The 16,082-nt window shown below is 42.1% G+C and carries 13 protein-coding genes and 4 pseudogenes; all 17 read left to right on the forward strand.

Translation table 11 applies throughout. The features are described from left to right. Positions 1-1,941 (forward strand): annotated as a pseudogene (locus AC058W_RS17625) (SrtB-anchored collagen-binding adhesin); the annotation flags it as partial. Between the two features lie 235 nt (positions 1,942-2,176). Continuing rightward, complete coding sequence (locus tag AC058W_RS17630) at positions 2,177-2,503, forward strand: YdcP family protein (RefSeq protein ID WP_003059926.1); 327 nt, start codon at positions 2,177-2,179, stop codon at positions 2,501-2,503. A 15-nt stretch (positions 2,504-2,518) separates the two neighbouring features. After that, the gene (locus tag AC058W_RS17635) at positions 2,519-2,902 is read left to right on the forward strand and encodes a YdcP family protein (RefSeq protein WP_003062614.1); all 384 of its coding nucleotides are present in this window, start codon (positions 2,519-2,521) and stop codon (positions 2,900-2,902) included. Between the two features lie 168 nt (positions 2,903-3,070). Then, positions 3,071-3,751 (forward strand): helix-turn-helix domain-containing protein, encoded by a 681-nt coding sequence (locus AC058W_RS17640; RefSeq protein ID WP_479390445.1) that lies wholly within the window; start codon positions 3,071-3,073, stop codon positions 3,749-3,751. A 116-nt stretch (positions 3,752-3,867) separates the two neighbouring features. Further along, positions 3,868-5,264, forward strand: a pseudogene (locus AC058W_RS17645) (FtsK/SpoIIIE domain-containing protein). Positions 5,265-5,447: 183 nt separating this feature from the next. Next, positions 5,448-6,644: a MobT family relaxase gene (gene mobT, locus AC058W_RS17650; RefSeq protein ID WP_003062030.1), complete on the forward strand. Its 1,197-nt coding sequence runs from the start codon at positions 5,448-5,450 to the stop codon at positions 6,642-6,644. 13 nt (positions 6,645-6,657) lie between these two features. Beyond that, on the forward strand, positions 6,658-6,792 hold the full coding sequence (locus AC058W_RS17655) for a DUF3789 domain-containing protein (RefSeq protein ID WP_003061156.1): 135 nt from the start codon (positions 6,658-6,660) through the stop codon (positions 6,790-6,792). Between the two features lies 1 nt (position 6,793). Continuing rightward, the gene (locus AC058W_RS17660) at positions 6,794-7,015 is read left to right on the forward strand and encodes a hypothetical protein (protein ID WP_003060793.1); all 222 of its coding nucleotides are present in this window, start codon (positions 6,794-6,796) and stop codon (positions 7,013-7,015) included. Positions 7,016-7,082: 67 nt separating this feature from the next. Beyond that, entirely contained in the window at positions 7,083-7,502 is a 420-nt protein-coding gene (locus AC058W_RS17665; RefSeq protein WP_003060053.1) for a nuclear transport factor 2 family protein, read from the forward strand. 90 nt (positions 7,503-7,592) lie between these two features. After that, positions 7,593-7,889 carry a hypothetical protein gene (locus AC058W_RS17670; RefSeq protein ID WP_008687105.1) on the forward strand — a complete coding sequence of 99 codons (297 nt, stop codon included), beginning with the start codon at positions 7,593-7,595 and terminating at the stop codon, positions 7,887-7,889. Then, complete coding sequence (locus AC058W_RS17675; RefSeq protein ID WP_479390446.1) at positions 7,808-8,311, forward strand: antirestriction protein ArdA; 504 nt, start codon at positions 7,808-7,810, stop codon at positions 8,309-8,311. The genes AC058W_RS17670 and AC058W_RS17675 overlap by 82 nt, the downstream gene beginning before the upstream one ends. Positions 8,312-8,328: 17 nt before the next feature. Continuing rightward, positions 8,329-8,832, forward strand: coding sequence for an antirestriction protein ArdA (locus AC058W_RS17680; RefSeq protein ID WP_002323345.1), 504 nt, complete (start codon positions 8,329-8,331; stop codon positions 8,830-8,832). Positions 8,833-8,939: 107 nt separating this feature from the next. Next, positions 8,940-9,338 carry a conjugal transfer protein gene (locus AC058W_RS17685; protein WP_003061368.1) on the forward strand — a complete coding sequence of 133 codons (399 nt, stop codon included), beginning with the start codon at positions 8,940-8,942 and terminating at the stop codon, positions 9,336-9,338. Then, positions 9,316-11,766 (forward strand): conjugal transfer ATPase TcpF, encoded by a 2,451-nt coding sequence (tcpF, locus tag AC058W_RS17690; RefSeq protein WP_003060327.1) that lies wholly within the window; start codon positions 9,316-9,318, stop codon positions 11,764-11,766. The genes AC058W_RS17685 and tcpF overlap by 23 nt, the downstream gene beginning before the upstream one ends. Beyond that, positions 11,766-13,977 (forward strand): annotated as a pseudogene (locus AC058W_RS17695) (CD3337/EF1877 family mobilome membrane protein). The gene tcpF and the pseudogene AC058W_RS17695 overlap by 1 nt, the downstream one beginning before the upstream one ends. Next, positions 13,974-14,981 (forward strand): bifunctional lytic transglycosylase/C40 family peptidase, encoded by a 1,008-nt coding sequence (locus tag AC058W_RS17700; RefSeq protein ID WP_003059774.1) that lies wholly within the window; start codon positions 13,974-13,976, stop codon positions 14,979-14,981. Before AC058W_RS17695 ends, AC058W_RS17700 begins: the two are co-directional and overlap by 4 nt. Positions 14,982-14,997: 16 nt before the next feature. After that, positions 14,998-15,908, forward strand: a pseudogene (locus tag AC058W_RS17705) (conjugal transfer protein). Positions 15,909-16,082 lie beyond the last annotated feature (174 nt).

The following is a 16,082-nucleotide window of genomic DNA, read 5'->3' on the forward strand; positions in this document are numbered from 1 at the left end:
GCGGACGCATACAAGGTATCTGGCGACAGTTTCTATATGCAGGACGGCAAAGCCGTTCTTCCACTTGGAACACTAACCGTAGAAGAAACAAAAGCTCCAAACGGTTACTTGCTGGACGGTGCATATATGCAGGCTGGCGATAAGTCCGAACAGATTAAGGGCTTATATGTAACACAGATTACCGAGGACGGCGACCTTGCCGTATTGACTGGAAGTAACCAGTTTTCTGTATCAGACAAGGTTATCCGTGGCGGTGTGAAAATTCAGAAACGAGATTTAGAAACGGGCGATACAAAACCACAAGGAAGTGCCACTTTGAAAGATACTGCCTTTGACATCATTTCCTTAAATGATAATGCGGTACTGGTTGAGGGCAAGCTATACAAGAAAAATGAAGTGGTAAAGACAATCCATACAGACATTGAGGGTGTCGCTTCTACGTCTGCTGACCTTTTACCTTATGGAAAATTCCGTATCGTTGAGAGTGAAGCTCCAAACGGATATTTGACAGACGGTGCAAAACCGATTGATTTTGCAATCACAGAGAATGGAAAAATCGTTGATTTAACCGACGAAGCCCATTCTATCTACAATCAGATTAAGCGTGGAGATATTGAGGGCGTAAAAATCGGAGCAGGCACACACAAGCGTCTTGCTGATGTTCCCTTTAGGATCACAAGCAAGACAACGGGCGAAAGTCATGTTGTGGTAACTGATGATAACGGGCAATTCTCCACTTCTTCTGACTGGGCTTCTCATAAGCATAATACCAACGCAGGAAAGACCAGCGAGGACGGTGTATGGTTTGGAACTTCTAAACCAGACGACAGCAAAGGGGCGTTGCCTTATGATACCTACATCATTGAAGAAATGCGTTGCGATAGTAACAAAGGCTTTGAGCTTATCCCACCTTTTGAAATCGTGGTATCAAGAAATAACCTTGTGATTGATTTAGGTACTTTGACTGATGAATACGAAAAAGAAATCTCTATCCATACCACAGCGACCAGTAAGGACGGCGAAAAGACAATCCTTGCAGGAAAAGAGGTAACAATCGTTGATACCGTCAAATTAGACGGACTTACAAAAGGCACAAAATATCAGCTCAAAGGCTGGCAGATGTTAAAGGAAGAAAACACCGAGCTTCTTATCAATGGAAAGCGTGTAGAAAATGACTATACCTTTATCGCTGATGATGAAGCTATGAAAGTGGAAATTACTTATACATTCAATGCGTCCGAGCTTGGCGGTAAAAATCTGGTAACATTCGAGGAATTATACGATTTGAGCAATCCAGAAGAACCCGTAAAAGTTGCGGAACATAAAGACATTGAGGACGACGGACAGACGGTACTTATCACAGAGCGTATCATCAAAATTCATACGACTGCTACCGATAAGGACGGCAACAAAGAGCTTGAAGCTGGAAAAGAGGTAACAATCATTGATACCATAACCTTAGAGGGCTTAGAAGTCGGCACACAGTACAAACTTGTAGGCTGGCAGATGTTGAAAGAAGAAAATGCAGAGCTTCTTATCAATGGAAAACGTGTGGAAAGTGATTACACCTTTACCGCAGACAGCGAAACTATGAAAGCGGAAGTTGCCTTTACCTTTGACGCTACTTCTCTTGACGGCAAACAGCTTGTAACTTTTGAAGAATTGTACGATTTAAGCAATCCAGACGAGCCGAAGAAAGTTACCGAGCATAAAGACATTGACAACGAGGGACAGACGATTACCTTTAAGGAAAAACCCGAAGTCCCAGAAGAACCAGAGAAACCCAAAACACCACAGACACCAGATACACCGCATAAAACAGACAGTCCAAAAACGGGCGATAACACGAACCTTTACGGACTGCTTGCATTATTACTAACTTCTGGTGCTGGACTGGCAGGTATCTTCTTCTGCAAACGCCGTAAAATGAAGAAATCATAAGGCGGTAACGATATGAGAAAAGAAAAATCACGTTCTCCGCCGATACCGTGTCGGCAGACTTCCGCTTATTCTGGCTTGTCTGCTACTTACCTGCAAGAACACGGATAGTCAAGGGTGCGTAAGCATTTATTTTACCCTTTACTATCTGGGGACTTGCTGGTACTTCCCTAACCGCCAGAATAAGAAATCACTATCAAAAACTTATCAAATATAGAAAGAAACGAGGTAAAACAATATGGAAATGAAATATGTCGTGCCAGATATGGCACAGTCTTTTGGAACACTTGAATTTGCAGGCGAAAGCGAGCCTATCTTTGAAAGAGATAAAAATAACCGCAGGGTCTTAGCCAGACGAAGCTACAACCTTTATTCTGATGTGCAGAAAGGCGAAAATGTTGTCGTGGAAATTCCCGTGCAGGCTGGCGAAAAGCATTTCAAGTATGAACAGAAAGTAAAACTTGTCAATCCGAAATTATACGGCAGAGGTTACGCAATTGGGGATATGGGACATACCGATTATGTGTTACTTGCTGATGATATTGTAGCAGTTGAAGAAAAGTAAAGGAGTGAAAATATTATGAGATTATCAAACGGTTTTGTTATTGACAAAGAGAAAACATTTGGAGAATTAAAATTTACAGCAGTGCGTGATGTATTCTTGCAGAATGAGGACGGGACACCGAGTACCCAGCTTAAAAAGCGTATCTATGATTTGAAGTGCAGTCTGCATGGTGGAATTATCCCCGTGTCTGTACCGCCAGAAGTACCAGTAAGGGAATTTCCGTACAATGCAGTTGTGGAGCTTGTCAATCCAGTAGCCGATACGGTATCACGAAAAACCTATACGGGTGCAGATGTGGACTGGTATGTAAAGGCAGAGGATATTGTGTTGAAGAATAAAGGCAATCAGAACGCAGGCAATCCACAGAACCATGTACCGCAAGGACAGATGAAAAAATAAATGTGAGCCCATATTTTTCTTGTAACTTATATATAGAACCGATATAATTAGTTGAAAAGTTCTGTTTTAAGCCATGTAAAACTATTTTGACAAGGGAAAATGGCAATGTCAAAGGCTTTTGACAGACAAAATAGCTATATTCATATACAATAAAGGAGAAGATTCAAGATGGATATTGGATTACAAATCAAAAAATTTAGGGAACAACAAAAAATTTCTCAAGAAGAACTGGCTCTTAAAATATTTGTTTCAAGACAAACAATTTCTAACTGGGAAACAAATAAAAGTTGTCCAGATGTTAAAAGTTTAATTACTTTATCTAATATCTTCAATGTGTCTTTAGATAATTTTATAAAAGAAGATATAAAGGAGATGAGGGAGATTGTAGAAAAAGCAACTATTAAAAAGTTTAATGTGATAAGTGTAGTTTTCCTAATTGAATTGATAGTCGTAGCCATAAGTGCCTATCCTTTATTTAGTATTAAGGGAAATATAGGAATTATTATTTGGTTATGCTTGTTTGCAATAACGCTCTATACGGCAAGTAAGATTGAAAAATTCAAAAAGAGCCATGACATTCAAACCTATAAAGAAATTTTGGCATTTATTGACGGAAAGCAATTAACGCATGATGAAACACAACAAGAAATAGGAAAAAGAAATTATCAAAAAATCATATTTGCATTCATTGCAGGTGTAATCGCACTTATTATATGTTTTGTTGTAATTTTTATTTGCCAGCATTTTAACAAATTAAAAGGGAGGAGAAATCATGGAATTTTGGCTTATTATGATTGGCTTTATGGTTATGGGCGGAAGTTGTTCATTAGCAGGTACTTGGTGGGATAGAAAAAATAAAAAAGATAAAAAAGAAGAAAAGAAACAATAAAATTTACACTTTATTGTTGATTAAGCAGTTAGTCTTAGGATTGACTGCTTTTTTCATACCTAGAAAGGATTGATTTATGCGTATGATTTGGAACAAAGGACACCGTATCAGAGCCAGCGACAAGCACCTTGTCTACCACTTTTCCATAGGGACGCTTCTGTTTGTATTCATGGCGGTTCTTCTGCTACTGAACATCAAACAGCTCATGCGTACCGACTGGGAACATTTCAGCTTGTTAGAAAACGGCTTGACGCTTTCCCCTTACAACTTCATAACTGTGCTGATAGCGACTGGTGTTTGTGCATTGGTCGCTTTTCTGTATTACCGCTTCTGTTACGACAGTTTCAAGAAGCTATTGCACCGTCAAAAGCTGGCACGAATGATACTGGAAAATAAGTGGTATGAAGCCGATACCGTACAAGACAGCGGTTTTTTTTACTGACCTGCAAAGCAGATCAAGGGAAAAAATCGTCTGCGTTTCCAAAGATTTATTATCAAATGGAAAAGGGATTGCTCCATATCCGCTGTGAAATCACGTTAGGAAAATATCAAGACCAGCTTTTACGGTTAGAGGATAAATTGGAAAGTGGCTTGTATTGCGAGCTGACCGACAAGACCTTACATGACGGCTATATTGAATACACCCTGCTTTATGACATGATAGCAAACCGCATTACCATTGATGAAGTATGGGCAGAAAACGGCTGTCTTAGGCTGATGAAAAATCTTGTGTGGGAATATGACGCACTCCCTCACGCTTTGATTGCTGGTGGGACTGGTGGCGGTAAAACTTATTTTCTGCTGACGCTCATTGAAGCCTTACTGCATACCAACGCTGTCCTTTATATCTTAGACCCAAAGAACAGCGACCTTGCAGACTTGGGAACAGTCATGCCTAATGTCTATCACACCAAAGAAGAAATGATTGATTGCGTCAATGCCTTTTATGAGGGCATGGTACGGCGAAGTGAGGAAATGAAGCAACACCCGAACTATAAGACGGGCGAAAACTACGCCTATCTGGGACTTCCACCCTGCTTTCTTATCTTTGATGAATATGTAGCGTTTTTTGAAATGTTGGGGACAAAAGAAAGCGTGAGCTTACTTAGCCAGTTAAAGAAAATCGTTATGTTAGGGCGACAAGCAGGTTATTTCCTTATTGTTGCCTGCCAGCGTCCAGACGCAAAGTATTTTTCAGATGGTATCAGAGATAACTTCAATTTCCGTGTGGGACTTGGGCGTATCAGCGAATTAGGTTACGGTATGCTGTTTGGTTCAGATGTGAAAAAGCAGTTTTTCCAGAAGCGTATCAAGGGGCGTGGCTATTGTGATGTGGGAACAAGCGTCATAAGTGAGTTTTACACGCCTTTAGTCCCAAAAGGACATGATTTTTTACAGACTATCAGCTCTCTTGCACAAGCAAGGCAGGACGGGACGGCGACGTGCGAAGCGAAAGGCGACGGCACGGACTAGCCGTTGCTGGTGTGGCGTCAGCCACGCCAGCAGGTAAAACCCCTCGGTATCTAACAGAGGGGTACGTTTGCAAATAGACAATAGACAAAAAACATAGGAAACATAAGGCTTCTGGCATGGTTTTCTAGCAAAAATCGGCTGTGAAGTCGCCTTAAAAAACTTCACACTTTACAGATTGGGGGTATGGTTCTGAATGAAGAACAACGGATAAAAGAATTACGGGAGAAACGGATTGCTTACGGTATCTCACAAGGCAGGCTGGCGGTGGCTTCTGGTATCACAAGGGAATATTTCAACAAGATAGAAAGTGGAAAAATGAAGCCGTCAAAGGAACTTCTGGAAACTCTGCATAAGGAACTGGCAAGGTTCAATCCAGAAGTACCGCTTACCATGCTGTTTGATTATGTGAAAATTCGTTTTCCCACGCTGGATATACAGCACATCATCAAAGATATATTAAAACTGAATATCAATTATATGCTCCATGAAGATTACGGACATTACAGTTATACGGAGCATTATTCTTTAGGGGACATCTTTATCTATACGTCGGCTGACGAAGAAAAAGGTGTCCTTTTAGAGTTAAAGGGGCGTGGTTGCCGACAGTTTGAAAGTTACCTGCTGGCACAACAAAGAAGTTGGTATGACTTTCTCATGGACGCACTCATAGACGGTGGCGTGATGAAGCGTATCGACCTTGCTATCAACGACCATACGGGTATTTTGGATATTCCAGAGCTTGCGGAAAAATGCAGGAAACGGGAATATATCGGAAAGTCCAGAAGTTATAAGTTTTATCAGTCGGGCGAGCTTATCAAGCATAGAGAGGACGACAGAGAATATATGGGACGCACCCTTTATCTTGGTTCGCTAAAATCAGATGTGTATTTCTGTATCTATGAAAAGGACTATGAGCAGTACGTCAAGTTAGGGACACCGCTGGAAGAAGCCGACATTATCAACCGTTTTGAGATACGGCTTAGAAATGAACGTGCCTATTATGCAGTACGAGATTTGCTGACCTATTATGACGCAGAGCAGACTGCCTTTTCTATCATCAACCAGTATGTGCGGTTTGTTGATGAAGAAGCAGACAAGCGAAAAAATGACTGGAAACTCAATGACCGCTGGGCGTGGTTTATCGGCGATAACAGACAGAGCTTGAAGCTGACGACAAAGCCAGAGCCTTACACCTTAGACCGTACATTGCGGTGGGTACAACGGCAGGTAGCACCGACCTTGAAAATGCTGAAAAGGATTGATAAGGGAAACGGAACAGACTACATGAAAACTATCGAACAGCAGGCAAAGCTCACAGAAAAGCATGAAATGATAATCAAACAGCAGACGACCCCTGCAAAAGATTTAGTAGAAAGTTAGGAGTGATGAAAAAATGTGGGAATTATTGAAAGACTTCCTGCTGGTATCTGTTGGAACGGGTATCGGCGTAGCCTTGATGTGTATTTTAAGTGTTGGCAAAGGAGCTGACTATGAAATGAAGAAATTAAAAGAAAGCGAGGACAAATAACATGAATTTCGGGCAAAATTTGTATCAATGGTTTTTAAGCAACGCACAGAGCTTAGTGCTTATGTCGATTGTGGTTATCGGTATCTACTTAGGGTTCAAGCGTGAGTTTTCAAAACTTATCGGTTTCTTGGTAGTTGCCTTGATTGCTGTCGGCTTGGTATTCAATGCTGGCGGTGTGAAAGATGTACTGTTAGAGCTGTTCAATAAGATTATCGGTGCATAAAATTTTATTGTGGGGCTGATGTATGGGTGCTATAATGTGAAAAAAGAAGTAATCGAGGTGTTCTATTTTGAATGAGAGAGAAAAAATTATTCGTTTATGGTTTGATATGTGGTTGAAACAGCAAGACTTAGGAATAGATAAAATTTTTACAGAAGATGTTGTTTATACGGAAAGCTGGTGTCCTAAATATGAAAATCTTAAAACAGTAAAACATTGGTTTAATGAATGGAATACTCGTGGTAAAGTCATTATTTGGGATATTAAACAGTTCTTTCATAAAGAAAATCAAACTGTCGTAGAATGGTATTTTAAAAATGAAATGAATACGGGAAGCGTTGAAGAATTTGACGGTATTTCCTTAATTGAATGGACAGAAGATAACAAAATCAAATCATTAAAAGAATATGGTTGCAATCTGAATAACTATAATCCATATCAACACAGCGATAACCCTCAATTTAGAGATGAAAAAACAAACTGGTTTTAAAACTTAATCAAATTATATCCATATACATAAAGCAGTTAGTCTTAGGATTGACTGCTTTTTTCTTACCTAAAATCAGATTGGAGTGATGAAATGAGCGATATTTTTAAGGATATGCAGGCAAACGTCGGCTGTGATTATATTTCTAACCTGCCCTCTTACAAGCGTAAAGTGTGGCATGAAATGAAGCGATTACCGCTTACGAATTATGATATAAAACAGTTAGAAGATTTTTCAAAGTATGTGTTTGGTATGTCGTACCAGAGCTTAAAAGATGTGATGAAGCAACAGAAAGGACGTGAGGAACAATGCAGGAAACAAGGGTGCTGGTGGAAACGAGAGGAACAACTGGCGAAGAAACAATATCATACTGGTTCGACCTGCCGATAGATGTTGCCGAGTTTGAAGAAAAGTTAGGTATCGGTGCAGAAAGTGGGGATTATCGTATTATCGAAAAGGTGTTGCCTTATGCTGATGAAGTCCACGAACACACCAGCGTGTACCAGCTCAACGAATTAGATTTTATGTACCGCCAGCTTTCAAGTGATATGCAGGAAGAATATGTATCACTACTTACGGTGTTTGAAAATTTAGAAGCACTTTATATTTGCAGGAACGTGATTATTGTTTATCCCGACTGTAAAAGCATGATAGATGTTGCAAGGCAAAAGCTGATGAACGACCCGATGTTCAAGTATTTATCCGAGGACTGTCAAGAATACTACTTTGACTTTGAAGCCTACGCTTCTCACTTGCAGGAACACGGGAAATTTTTAGTAACAGAACACGGTATCTTTGAACTGCCAGAGTAGGAAATGAGGTGGTGCTTATGATTGATGATATGGCGGTTTATATTGCTAATCTTGGCAAATACAATGAGGGCTATTTAGTCGGTGCTTGGTTCACGTTCCCCATTGACGAGGAAGATGTGAAAGAAAAAATCGGCTTGAATGAACAGTATGAGGAATACGCTATCCATGATACCGACAACTTTCCCATTGCGATTGGCGAGTATGTTTCCATTGAAGAACTCAATGAGATGTATGAAATGATAGAGGAACTTCCCGACTATATTGTAGAGTGTCTGGACGAATTTATCAGCCACTATGGGACGCTGGAAGAAGTCGTGGAACATAAGGACGATATTTACTATTATCCCGACTGTGAAACCATGACAGATGTTGCCTACTACTACATAGACGAATTGCAGGCACTTGGGGACATTCCACCCAGCTTACAGAATTACATTGACTATGAAGCCTACGGGCGAGATTTGGATATGGGCGGTTGCTTTATTGAAACAAGCCGAGGTATGTGCGAGATACCATATTAACGCTGGAAGATCAGCGACAAGCATTGTTGCTACTGACAGCGTATTTCTCTTTAAGGGACAGTCTGAAAATGGCTGTCCTTTTCTATTTTGAAAGGAGCTGAAAGAACTTGAAAAAGATTAAAAGCTACACGGGTATCTGGAACGTGGAAAAAGTCTTGTATGCAATCAATGACTTTAACTTACCCTTTCCCGTTACTTTTACACAGATTACATGGTTTGTGATTACGGAATTTATCATCATTCTGTTTGGGGATATTCCCCCACTTTCCATGATTGAGGGAGCATTTCTCAAATACTTTGGTATTCCCGTTGCTCTCACTTGGTTCATGTCGCAGAAAACCTTTGACGGAAAGAAGCCGTACAGCTTTTTGAAATCACAGATAACCTATGCCCTGCGACCAAAAATCACTTATGCAGGAAAAGCCGTAAAACTGCATAAGCAGATATTGAATGAAACAATCACGGCAGTAAGGAGTGTGAACTATGTTCCCGATAAAATATATTGACAATAACCTTGTCTGGAACAAGGACAATGAGGTGTTCGCCTACTATGAGCTGATACCATACAACTATTCTTTTCTATCCGCAGAGCAGAAATTTATCGTGCATGACAGTTTCCGACAGCTTATCGCACAGTCCCGTGAGGGTAAAATTCATGCGTTGCAGATTGCCACAGAAAGCTCAATCCGCAGTATGCAGGAACAGTCAAAGAAGCTGGTAACTGGAAAATTAAAGGAAGTTGCCTGCCAGAAGATAGACGAACAGACCGAAGCGTTAGTATCTATGATTGGGGACAATCAAGTGGACTACCGCTTTTTTCTTGGCTTTAAGCTCATGGTTACGGAAGAACAGCTCAATCTGAAGAACATCAAAAAATCGGTGTGGCTGACGTTCACAGAATTTCTCCATGAAGTGAACCACACGCTGATGAATGATTTTGTTTCCATGCCGAATGATGAAATCAACCGTTACATAAAAATGGAAAAGTTACTGGAAAATAAAATCTCCCGTCGCTTTAAGGTGCGTCGCTTGGAAATCCATGATTTTGGGTATCTCATGGAACATCTTTACGGCAGGGACGGTATCGCTTATGAAGATTATGAGTACCAGCTACCAAAGAAAAAATTGAACAAAGAGACGCTGATAAAATACTACGACCTTATCCGTCCGACAAGGTGTGTGATTGAGGAAAGCCAGCGGTATTTACGATTGGAACATGAGGACAAGGAAAGCTATGTGTCCTATTTTACCGTCAATGCGATTGTAGGAGAGCTTGATTTTCCGTCGTCTGAAATCTTCTATTTCCAGCAACAGCAATTCACATTCCCCGTTGATACGAGCATGAATGTAGAAATCGTGGAAAATCGGAAAGCATTAACGACCGTCCGCAACAAGAAAAAGGAACTGAAAGACCTTGATAATCACGCCTATCAAGCAGGAAGTGAAACCAGCTCAAATGTGGTGGACGCTTTAGACAGCGTGGACGAGCTGGAAACTGATTTAGACCAGACAAAAGAAAGTATGTATAAGTTAAGCTACGTCATACGGGTGTCTGCACCCGATCTTGACGAGCTGAAACGCCGTTGTGATGAAGTCAAGGACTTTTACGACGACCTCAATGTAAAGCTGGTGCGTCCTGCTGGGGATATGCTGGGGCTTCATTCTGAATTTTTACCAGCCAGCAAGCGATATATCAATGACTATGTGCAGTATGTAAAATCAGATTTTTTAGCTGGGCTTGGCTTTGGTGCGACACAGCAGTTAGGAGAAACTACGGGTATCTATATGGGCTATTCTGTTGATACGGGAAGAAATGTGTACCTGCAACCGTCCCTTGCCAGTCAAGGTGTAAAAGGTACAGTTACCAACGCTTTAGCGTCTGCTTTTGTCGGTTCGCTTGGCGGTGGGAAATCGTTCTGTAACAATCTTCTGGTATATTATGCGGTGCTGTTTGGCGGTCAAGCACTTCTGTTAGACCCTAAAAGTGAGCGTGGTAACTGGAAAGAAACGCTCCCAGAGATTGCACATGAAATCAATATCGTAAATCTTACCAGCGATAAGGACAATGCAGGGCTTCTTGACCCGTTTGTGATTATGAAGAATGTAAAAGACGCTGAAAGTCTGGCAATCGACATCTTAACATTCCTTACGGGTATTTCTTCAAGGGACGGCGAAAAATTCCCCGTACTTCGTAAGGCAGTACGCTCCGTTACCCAGAGCGACAGTCGGGGCTTGCTCCATGTGATAGACGAGCTACGCCGTGAAGATACGCCCATATCAAGAAATATCGCAGACCATATCGACAGCTTCACGGACTACGACTTTGCACACCTGCTGTTTTCAGACGGTACGGTAGAAAATGCTATCAGTCTGGATAATCAGCTCAATATCATTCAAGTAGCCGACCTTGTACTGCCAGATAAAGATACCACTTTTGAAGAATACACGACCATTGAATTGTTGTCTGTGTCTATGCTGATTGTGATTAGTACCTTTGCCCTTGATTTTATCCATTCGGACAGAAGCATTTTTAAGATTGTCGATTTAGACGAAGCGTGGGCGTTCTTAAATGTGGCACAAGGAGAAACCTTATCAAATAAGCTGGTTCGTGCTGGGCGAGCTATGCAGGCAGGCGTTTATTTCGTTACCCAGTCTGCCTATGACGTGTCAAAGGAAAGTCTGAAAAACAATATCGGCTTAAAGTTTGCATTTAGAAGCACGGATATAAACGAGATAAAGCAGACCTTAGAGTTTTTCGGTATCGACAAGGACGATGAGAACAACCAGAAACGCTTGCGTGATTTGGAGAACGGACAATGCTTATTGCAGGACTTATACGGGCGTGTCGGTGTGGTGCAGATACACCCAGTCTTTGAAGAACTGCTACACGCCTTTGATACCAGACCGCCCGTACAGAGAAATGAGGTGGAGTGATGAAAGAAAGGATAAAAGGTGTGTTCACAAAAAAGAAGATTTTCCACTTTCTCAAAATGGCTCTGTTCGTGGTGGCACTCTCCCTTATCCTGCTTTCACTTTTGGGGACGGTGGCTCATGCGACGGGGCTTGTAGACGATACCATAAACGCAGAAAATCTTTATTCAAAATATCCCCTTTCCAACTACCAGCTTGATTTTTTCGTCGATAATAGCTGGTCGTGGCTTCCGTGGAACTGGCTCGACGGTATCGGAAAATCGGTACAATACGGGCTGTACTGCATTACCAACTTTGTCTGGACTATCAGTTTGTATTTGAGTAATGCAACGGGCTATGTGGTGCAGGAAGCCTATAAGCTGGACTTCATCAATGATATGGCAGACAGTATCGGAAAGAGCATACAGACCCTTGCAGGCGTTACCGAGAACGGCTTTTCTTCTACGGGCTTCTATGTTGGTTTCCTGCTTCTCATTATCTTAGTGGTGGGAATGTACGTTGCTTATACGGGACTGATAAAACGGGAAACCAGCAAAGCACTTCACGCTGTTATCAACTTTGTGGTGGTGTTCGTGCTGTCCGCTTCATTTATTGCTTATGCTCCCGACTATATCAAGAAGATAAATGAATTTTCATCAGACATCAGTACCGCTTCTTTGGATTTGGGAACAAAAATCATGCTCCCTAACTCCGACAGCGAGGGTAAGGACAGCGTGGACTTGATACGGGACAGCCTATTTTCTATTCAAGTGGAACAGCCGTGGCTCTTGCTTCAATTCGGGAACAGCAACGCAGAAGAAATCGGGACAGACCGTGTAGAAGCTCTCGTATCGGCAAGTCCAGAGGACGAGGACGGGAAAACCAGAGAGGAAGTCGTGAAAACAGAAATCGAGGACAACGACAATAACAATCTGACAATACCGCAGGTCGTGAACCGTTTGGGTATGGTGTTCTTCCTCTTGTTCTTTAACTTGGGTATCACGATATTTGTATTCTTGCTTACGGGCATGATGTTGTTCAGCCAGATACTTTTTATTATCTTTGCAATGTTTTTACCTATCAGTTTTTTACTTTCCATGATACCGAGCTATGAAAGCATGGCAAAGCAGGCAATCGTGAGAGTATTTAATACCATAATGACACGGGCAGGAATAACGCTCATTGTAACGGTGGCATTTAGTATTTCCAGTATGTTTTACAACATTTCCACAGACTACCCATTCTTTATGGTGGCGTTCTTGCAGATAGTATGTTTCGCTGGTATCTACATGAAGCTGGGCGACTTAATGAGTATGTTCTCACTTAATGCTGGCGACAGTCAAAGCATGGGACGACGCATATTCCGCAGACCGTATCTGTTTATGCGACATCGGGCTAGGCGTATGGAACACCGTATTGCAAGGGCGGTAAGTGCTGGCGGTATTTCGGGCGGTGTAGCTGGTGCGGTGGCTGGAAGTGCCGTTGCTGGCAAGAGAGCCGAAAGAAAAAATACGGCTTCTAAAGAAAATCGGGGCAATACCACTTCCAGCATGGGACAGCGTGCAGGTTCAAAAGTCGGTGCTGTTTTAGATACGAAAAATAAAGTGAAAGACAAGGCAAACGCTGTCAAAGAGAATATCAAGGATATGCCGACACAGACCGCTTATGCGGTGTATTCCGCAAAGGAAAAGGCAAAGTCCAGCGTGTCCGACTTCAAGCGTGGCATGGTGCAGGAACAGCAGTCCAGACAGACGGGACGCTTGGAAAAGCAGGAACAGCGTAAGAAAAATATCGCTGACAAACGTATGGAGCTTCAAAAGGCACAAGAAGCAAGGCAGGTACAGCGAAAGGCTGACGGATCAGCGACAACGGGAGCTACCCGTCCCCATGAGCGACCAGTCACAGCTTCAACCATTCCAAAGCCGAGTGTTGAAAAAATGCAGGAAGTCAAACGCCCAGCCACAGCTCCAACTCCGAAAGCAAGTGAGCCAGTCAAGACAAATGTTATCAAAGAGCGTCCGTTATCTTCTGGTGCTTCTGATAAGAAAGCACCCCAGCCTACACAGACAGTACATAGGCAGAATGTAGAAAAAGTGGTATCGCAGGAAACACGCCAGAATGACACCGAAAGACCGCAGGATAAAGGTTCAGCAGACCCAGAGCGTCCAGAAGAACCAGCAGACCATAGAGAAAACCCGTAACCTTGTAACGAAGAAAGGACAGAAGAAAAAATGAAACTGAAACATATCGCTATCATTGGCAGTCTGTTTCCTATCCTCTTTTCTCTGGTGCTTTTCTTTGGCGTCCTCATTAGTGCGGACAGCGACGACGAGAACAGCAATTTTTCTTCTGGCATTACGGGTATGAACCTATCCGCAGAAGTCTTGAAACATCAGCCTATGGTAGAAAAATACGCCAGAGAAAACGGTATCTCCGAGTATGTCAATGTGTTACTTGCTATCATTCAAGTAGAAAGTGGCGGTACGGCAGAAGATGTTATGCAGAGTTCGGAAAGTCTTGGTTTACCGCCTAATTCCTTAGATACGGAAAGCTCAATCAAGCAGGGGTGTAAGTATTTTGCGTCCCTGCTTTCTTCCTGCAAAAATCAAGGTATCGACGACTTGAATGTAGCGATACAGTCTTATAACTATGGCGGTGGCTATGTGGGATATGTGGCAGGAAAAGGAAAAAAACACACTTTTAATCTTGCAGAGAGCTTCGCCCGTGAGAAATCGGGTGGAAAGAAAGTAACCTACACCAACCCGATAGCCGTTGCTAAGAATGGGGGCTGGCGGTATGGCTATGGAAATATGTTCTATGTGGAAGTAGTCAATCAGTATTTAGCAGTTCCGCAGGTATCGGGAGAACTGGCACAAAAGGTAATGAATGAAGCGTTGAAATATCAAGGCTGGAAGTATGTGTATGGTGGCAGTAACCCGAATACTTCCTTTGATTGTTCGGGATTGACGCAATGGTGCTATGGAAAAGCTGGTATCTCCTTACCGAGAACAGCACAAGCACAGTATGACGCAACCCAACATCTGCCACTCTCGCAGGCAAAAGCAGGCGATTTGGTGTTTTTCCATTCCACCTATAACGCTGGTTCGTATGTAACACACGTCGGTATTCTTGTTTCGCCGACACAGATGTACCACGCAGGCGACCCGATAGGATATGCAGACCTAAGTAGTAGTTACTGGCAACAGCACTTAATCGGTGCAGGACGAGTAAAACAATAGAAAGGACTTGAAAAATATGTTTAAGAAGAATAAGAAACAGACAGAAACTATCAAAGAACCAAAAGAAAAAAAGGTGCGTACTGTCAAGGTAGGCACACATAAGAAAACCGTGATTGCGTTGTGGGTGGTGCTTGTCGCAAGCGTGAGCTTTGGGGTGTATAAGAATTTTACGGCTATCGACCAGCACACCACCCATGAAAAAGAAATCATTGAACTTTGCTTGCAGGACACCAACGGGATAGAAAATTTCGTGAAAAACTTTGCGAAGTCCTATTACACATGGGATAACAGCAAAGAAGCTATCGAAGCAAGGACGCAGGCAATCAGCGGTTATCTGACAAAGGAATTGCAGGACTTAAATGTAGACACCATTAGAACCGATATACCGACCAGCTCCACGGTTACAGATGTGATTGTATGGCATATCGAGCAATCGGGAGCGGACACTTTTTCTGCTACCTACGAAGTAGATCAGCAGATAAAAGAGGGAGAACAGACAAGCAATGTGAAAGCAACCTATACTGTAAAAGTCTATGTGGACGCAGACGGGGATATGGTAATCGTTCAAAACCCTACCCTTGCACCAGCAGTTGAAAAATCAGACTATGAGCCTAAGACACCAGAAGCAGACGCAAGCGTGGACGCTGATACGGTAAATGACGCTACCGCTTTTCTGAAACATTCTTTAAGCTGTACCCAACAGCGACGGAAAAAGAGCTTGCTTACTATGTATTGGGAAATGTGATTGAACCTATCGGCAGGGACTACCTTTATTCTGAACTGGTAAACCCTATCTTTATAAAGGACGGCGACAATGTGAAAGTCAAGGTTGCGGTAAAATTCATTGATAATCAGACAAAAGCGACGCAGGTATCGCAGTATGAGCTTGTGCTACATAAGGATAGTAACTGGAAGATTGTAGGATAAATGATATAGCGTGCATTTCCTATCAGATTTGCACGCTTTTACAAAACGACAAGAAAACTGTGCAAAAATATTGACTTGTAATGACCGAATGCTATAATATAAATGACAAGTGTACTTGGTATTATTTGAAGGGAGCGTTATATAATGGATAAAGAAAAAATACTATCACAAAAA

This window comes from Blautia sp. CGZ-1-C1 (assembly GCF_056504575.1).

What these genes read in the sequence shown, in the direction of transcription:
- AC058W_RS17660 (WP_003060793.1), top strand. Translation starts at nt 6,794, where the DNA reads ATGAATTTCGGGCAAAATTTGTATCAATGGTTTTTAAGCAACGCACAG.
- AC058W_RS17630 (WP_003059926.1), top strand. Translation starts at nt 2,177, where the DNA reads ATGGAAATGAAATATGTCGTGCCAGATATGGCACAGTCTTTTGGAACA.
- AC058W_RS17655 (WP_003061156.1), top strand. Translation starts at nt 6,658, where the DNA reads ATGTGGGAATTATTGAAAGACTTCCTGCTGGTATCTGTTGGAACGGGT.
- AC058W_RS17680 (WP_002323345.1), top strand. Translation starts at nt 8,329, where the DNA reads ATGATTGATGATATGGCGGTTTATATTGCTAATCTTGGCAAATACAAT.
- AC058W_RS17700 (WP_003059774.1), top strand. Translation starts at nt 13,974, where the DNA reads ATGAAACTGAAACATATCGCTATCATTGGCAGTCTGTTTCCTATCCTC.
- AC058W_RS17670 (WP_008687105.1), top strand. Translation starts at nt 7,593, where the DNA reads ATGAGCGATATTTTTAAGGATATGCAGGCAAACGTCGGCTGTGATTAT.
- AC058W_RS17635 (WP_003062614.1), top strand. Translation starts at nt 2,519, where the DNA reads ATGAGATTATCAAACGGTTTTGTTATTGACAAAGAGAAAACATTTGGA.
- mobT (WP_003062030.1), top strand. Translation starts at nt 5,448, where the DNA reads ATGGTTCTGAATGAAGAACAACGGATAAAAGAATTACGGGAGAAACGG.
- tcpF (WP_003060327.1), top strand. Translation starts at nt 9,316, where the DNA reads ATGTTCCCGATAAAATATATTGACAATAACCTTGTCTGGAACAAGGAC.
- AC058W_RS17675 (WP_479390446.1), top strand. Translation starts at nt 7,808, where the DNA reads ATGCAGGAAACAAGGGTGCTGGTGGAAACGAGAGGAACAACTGGCGAA.
- AC058W_RS17640 (WP_479390445.1), top strand. Translation starts at nt 3,071, where the DNA reads ATGGATATTGGATTACAAATCAAAAAATTTAGGGAACAACAAAAAATT.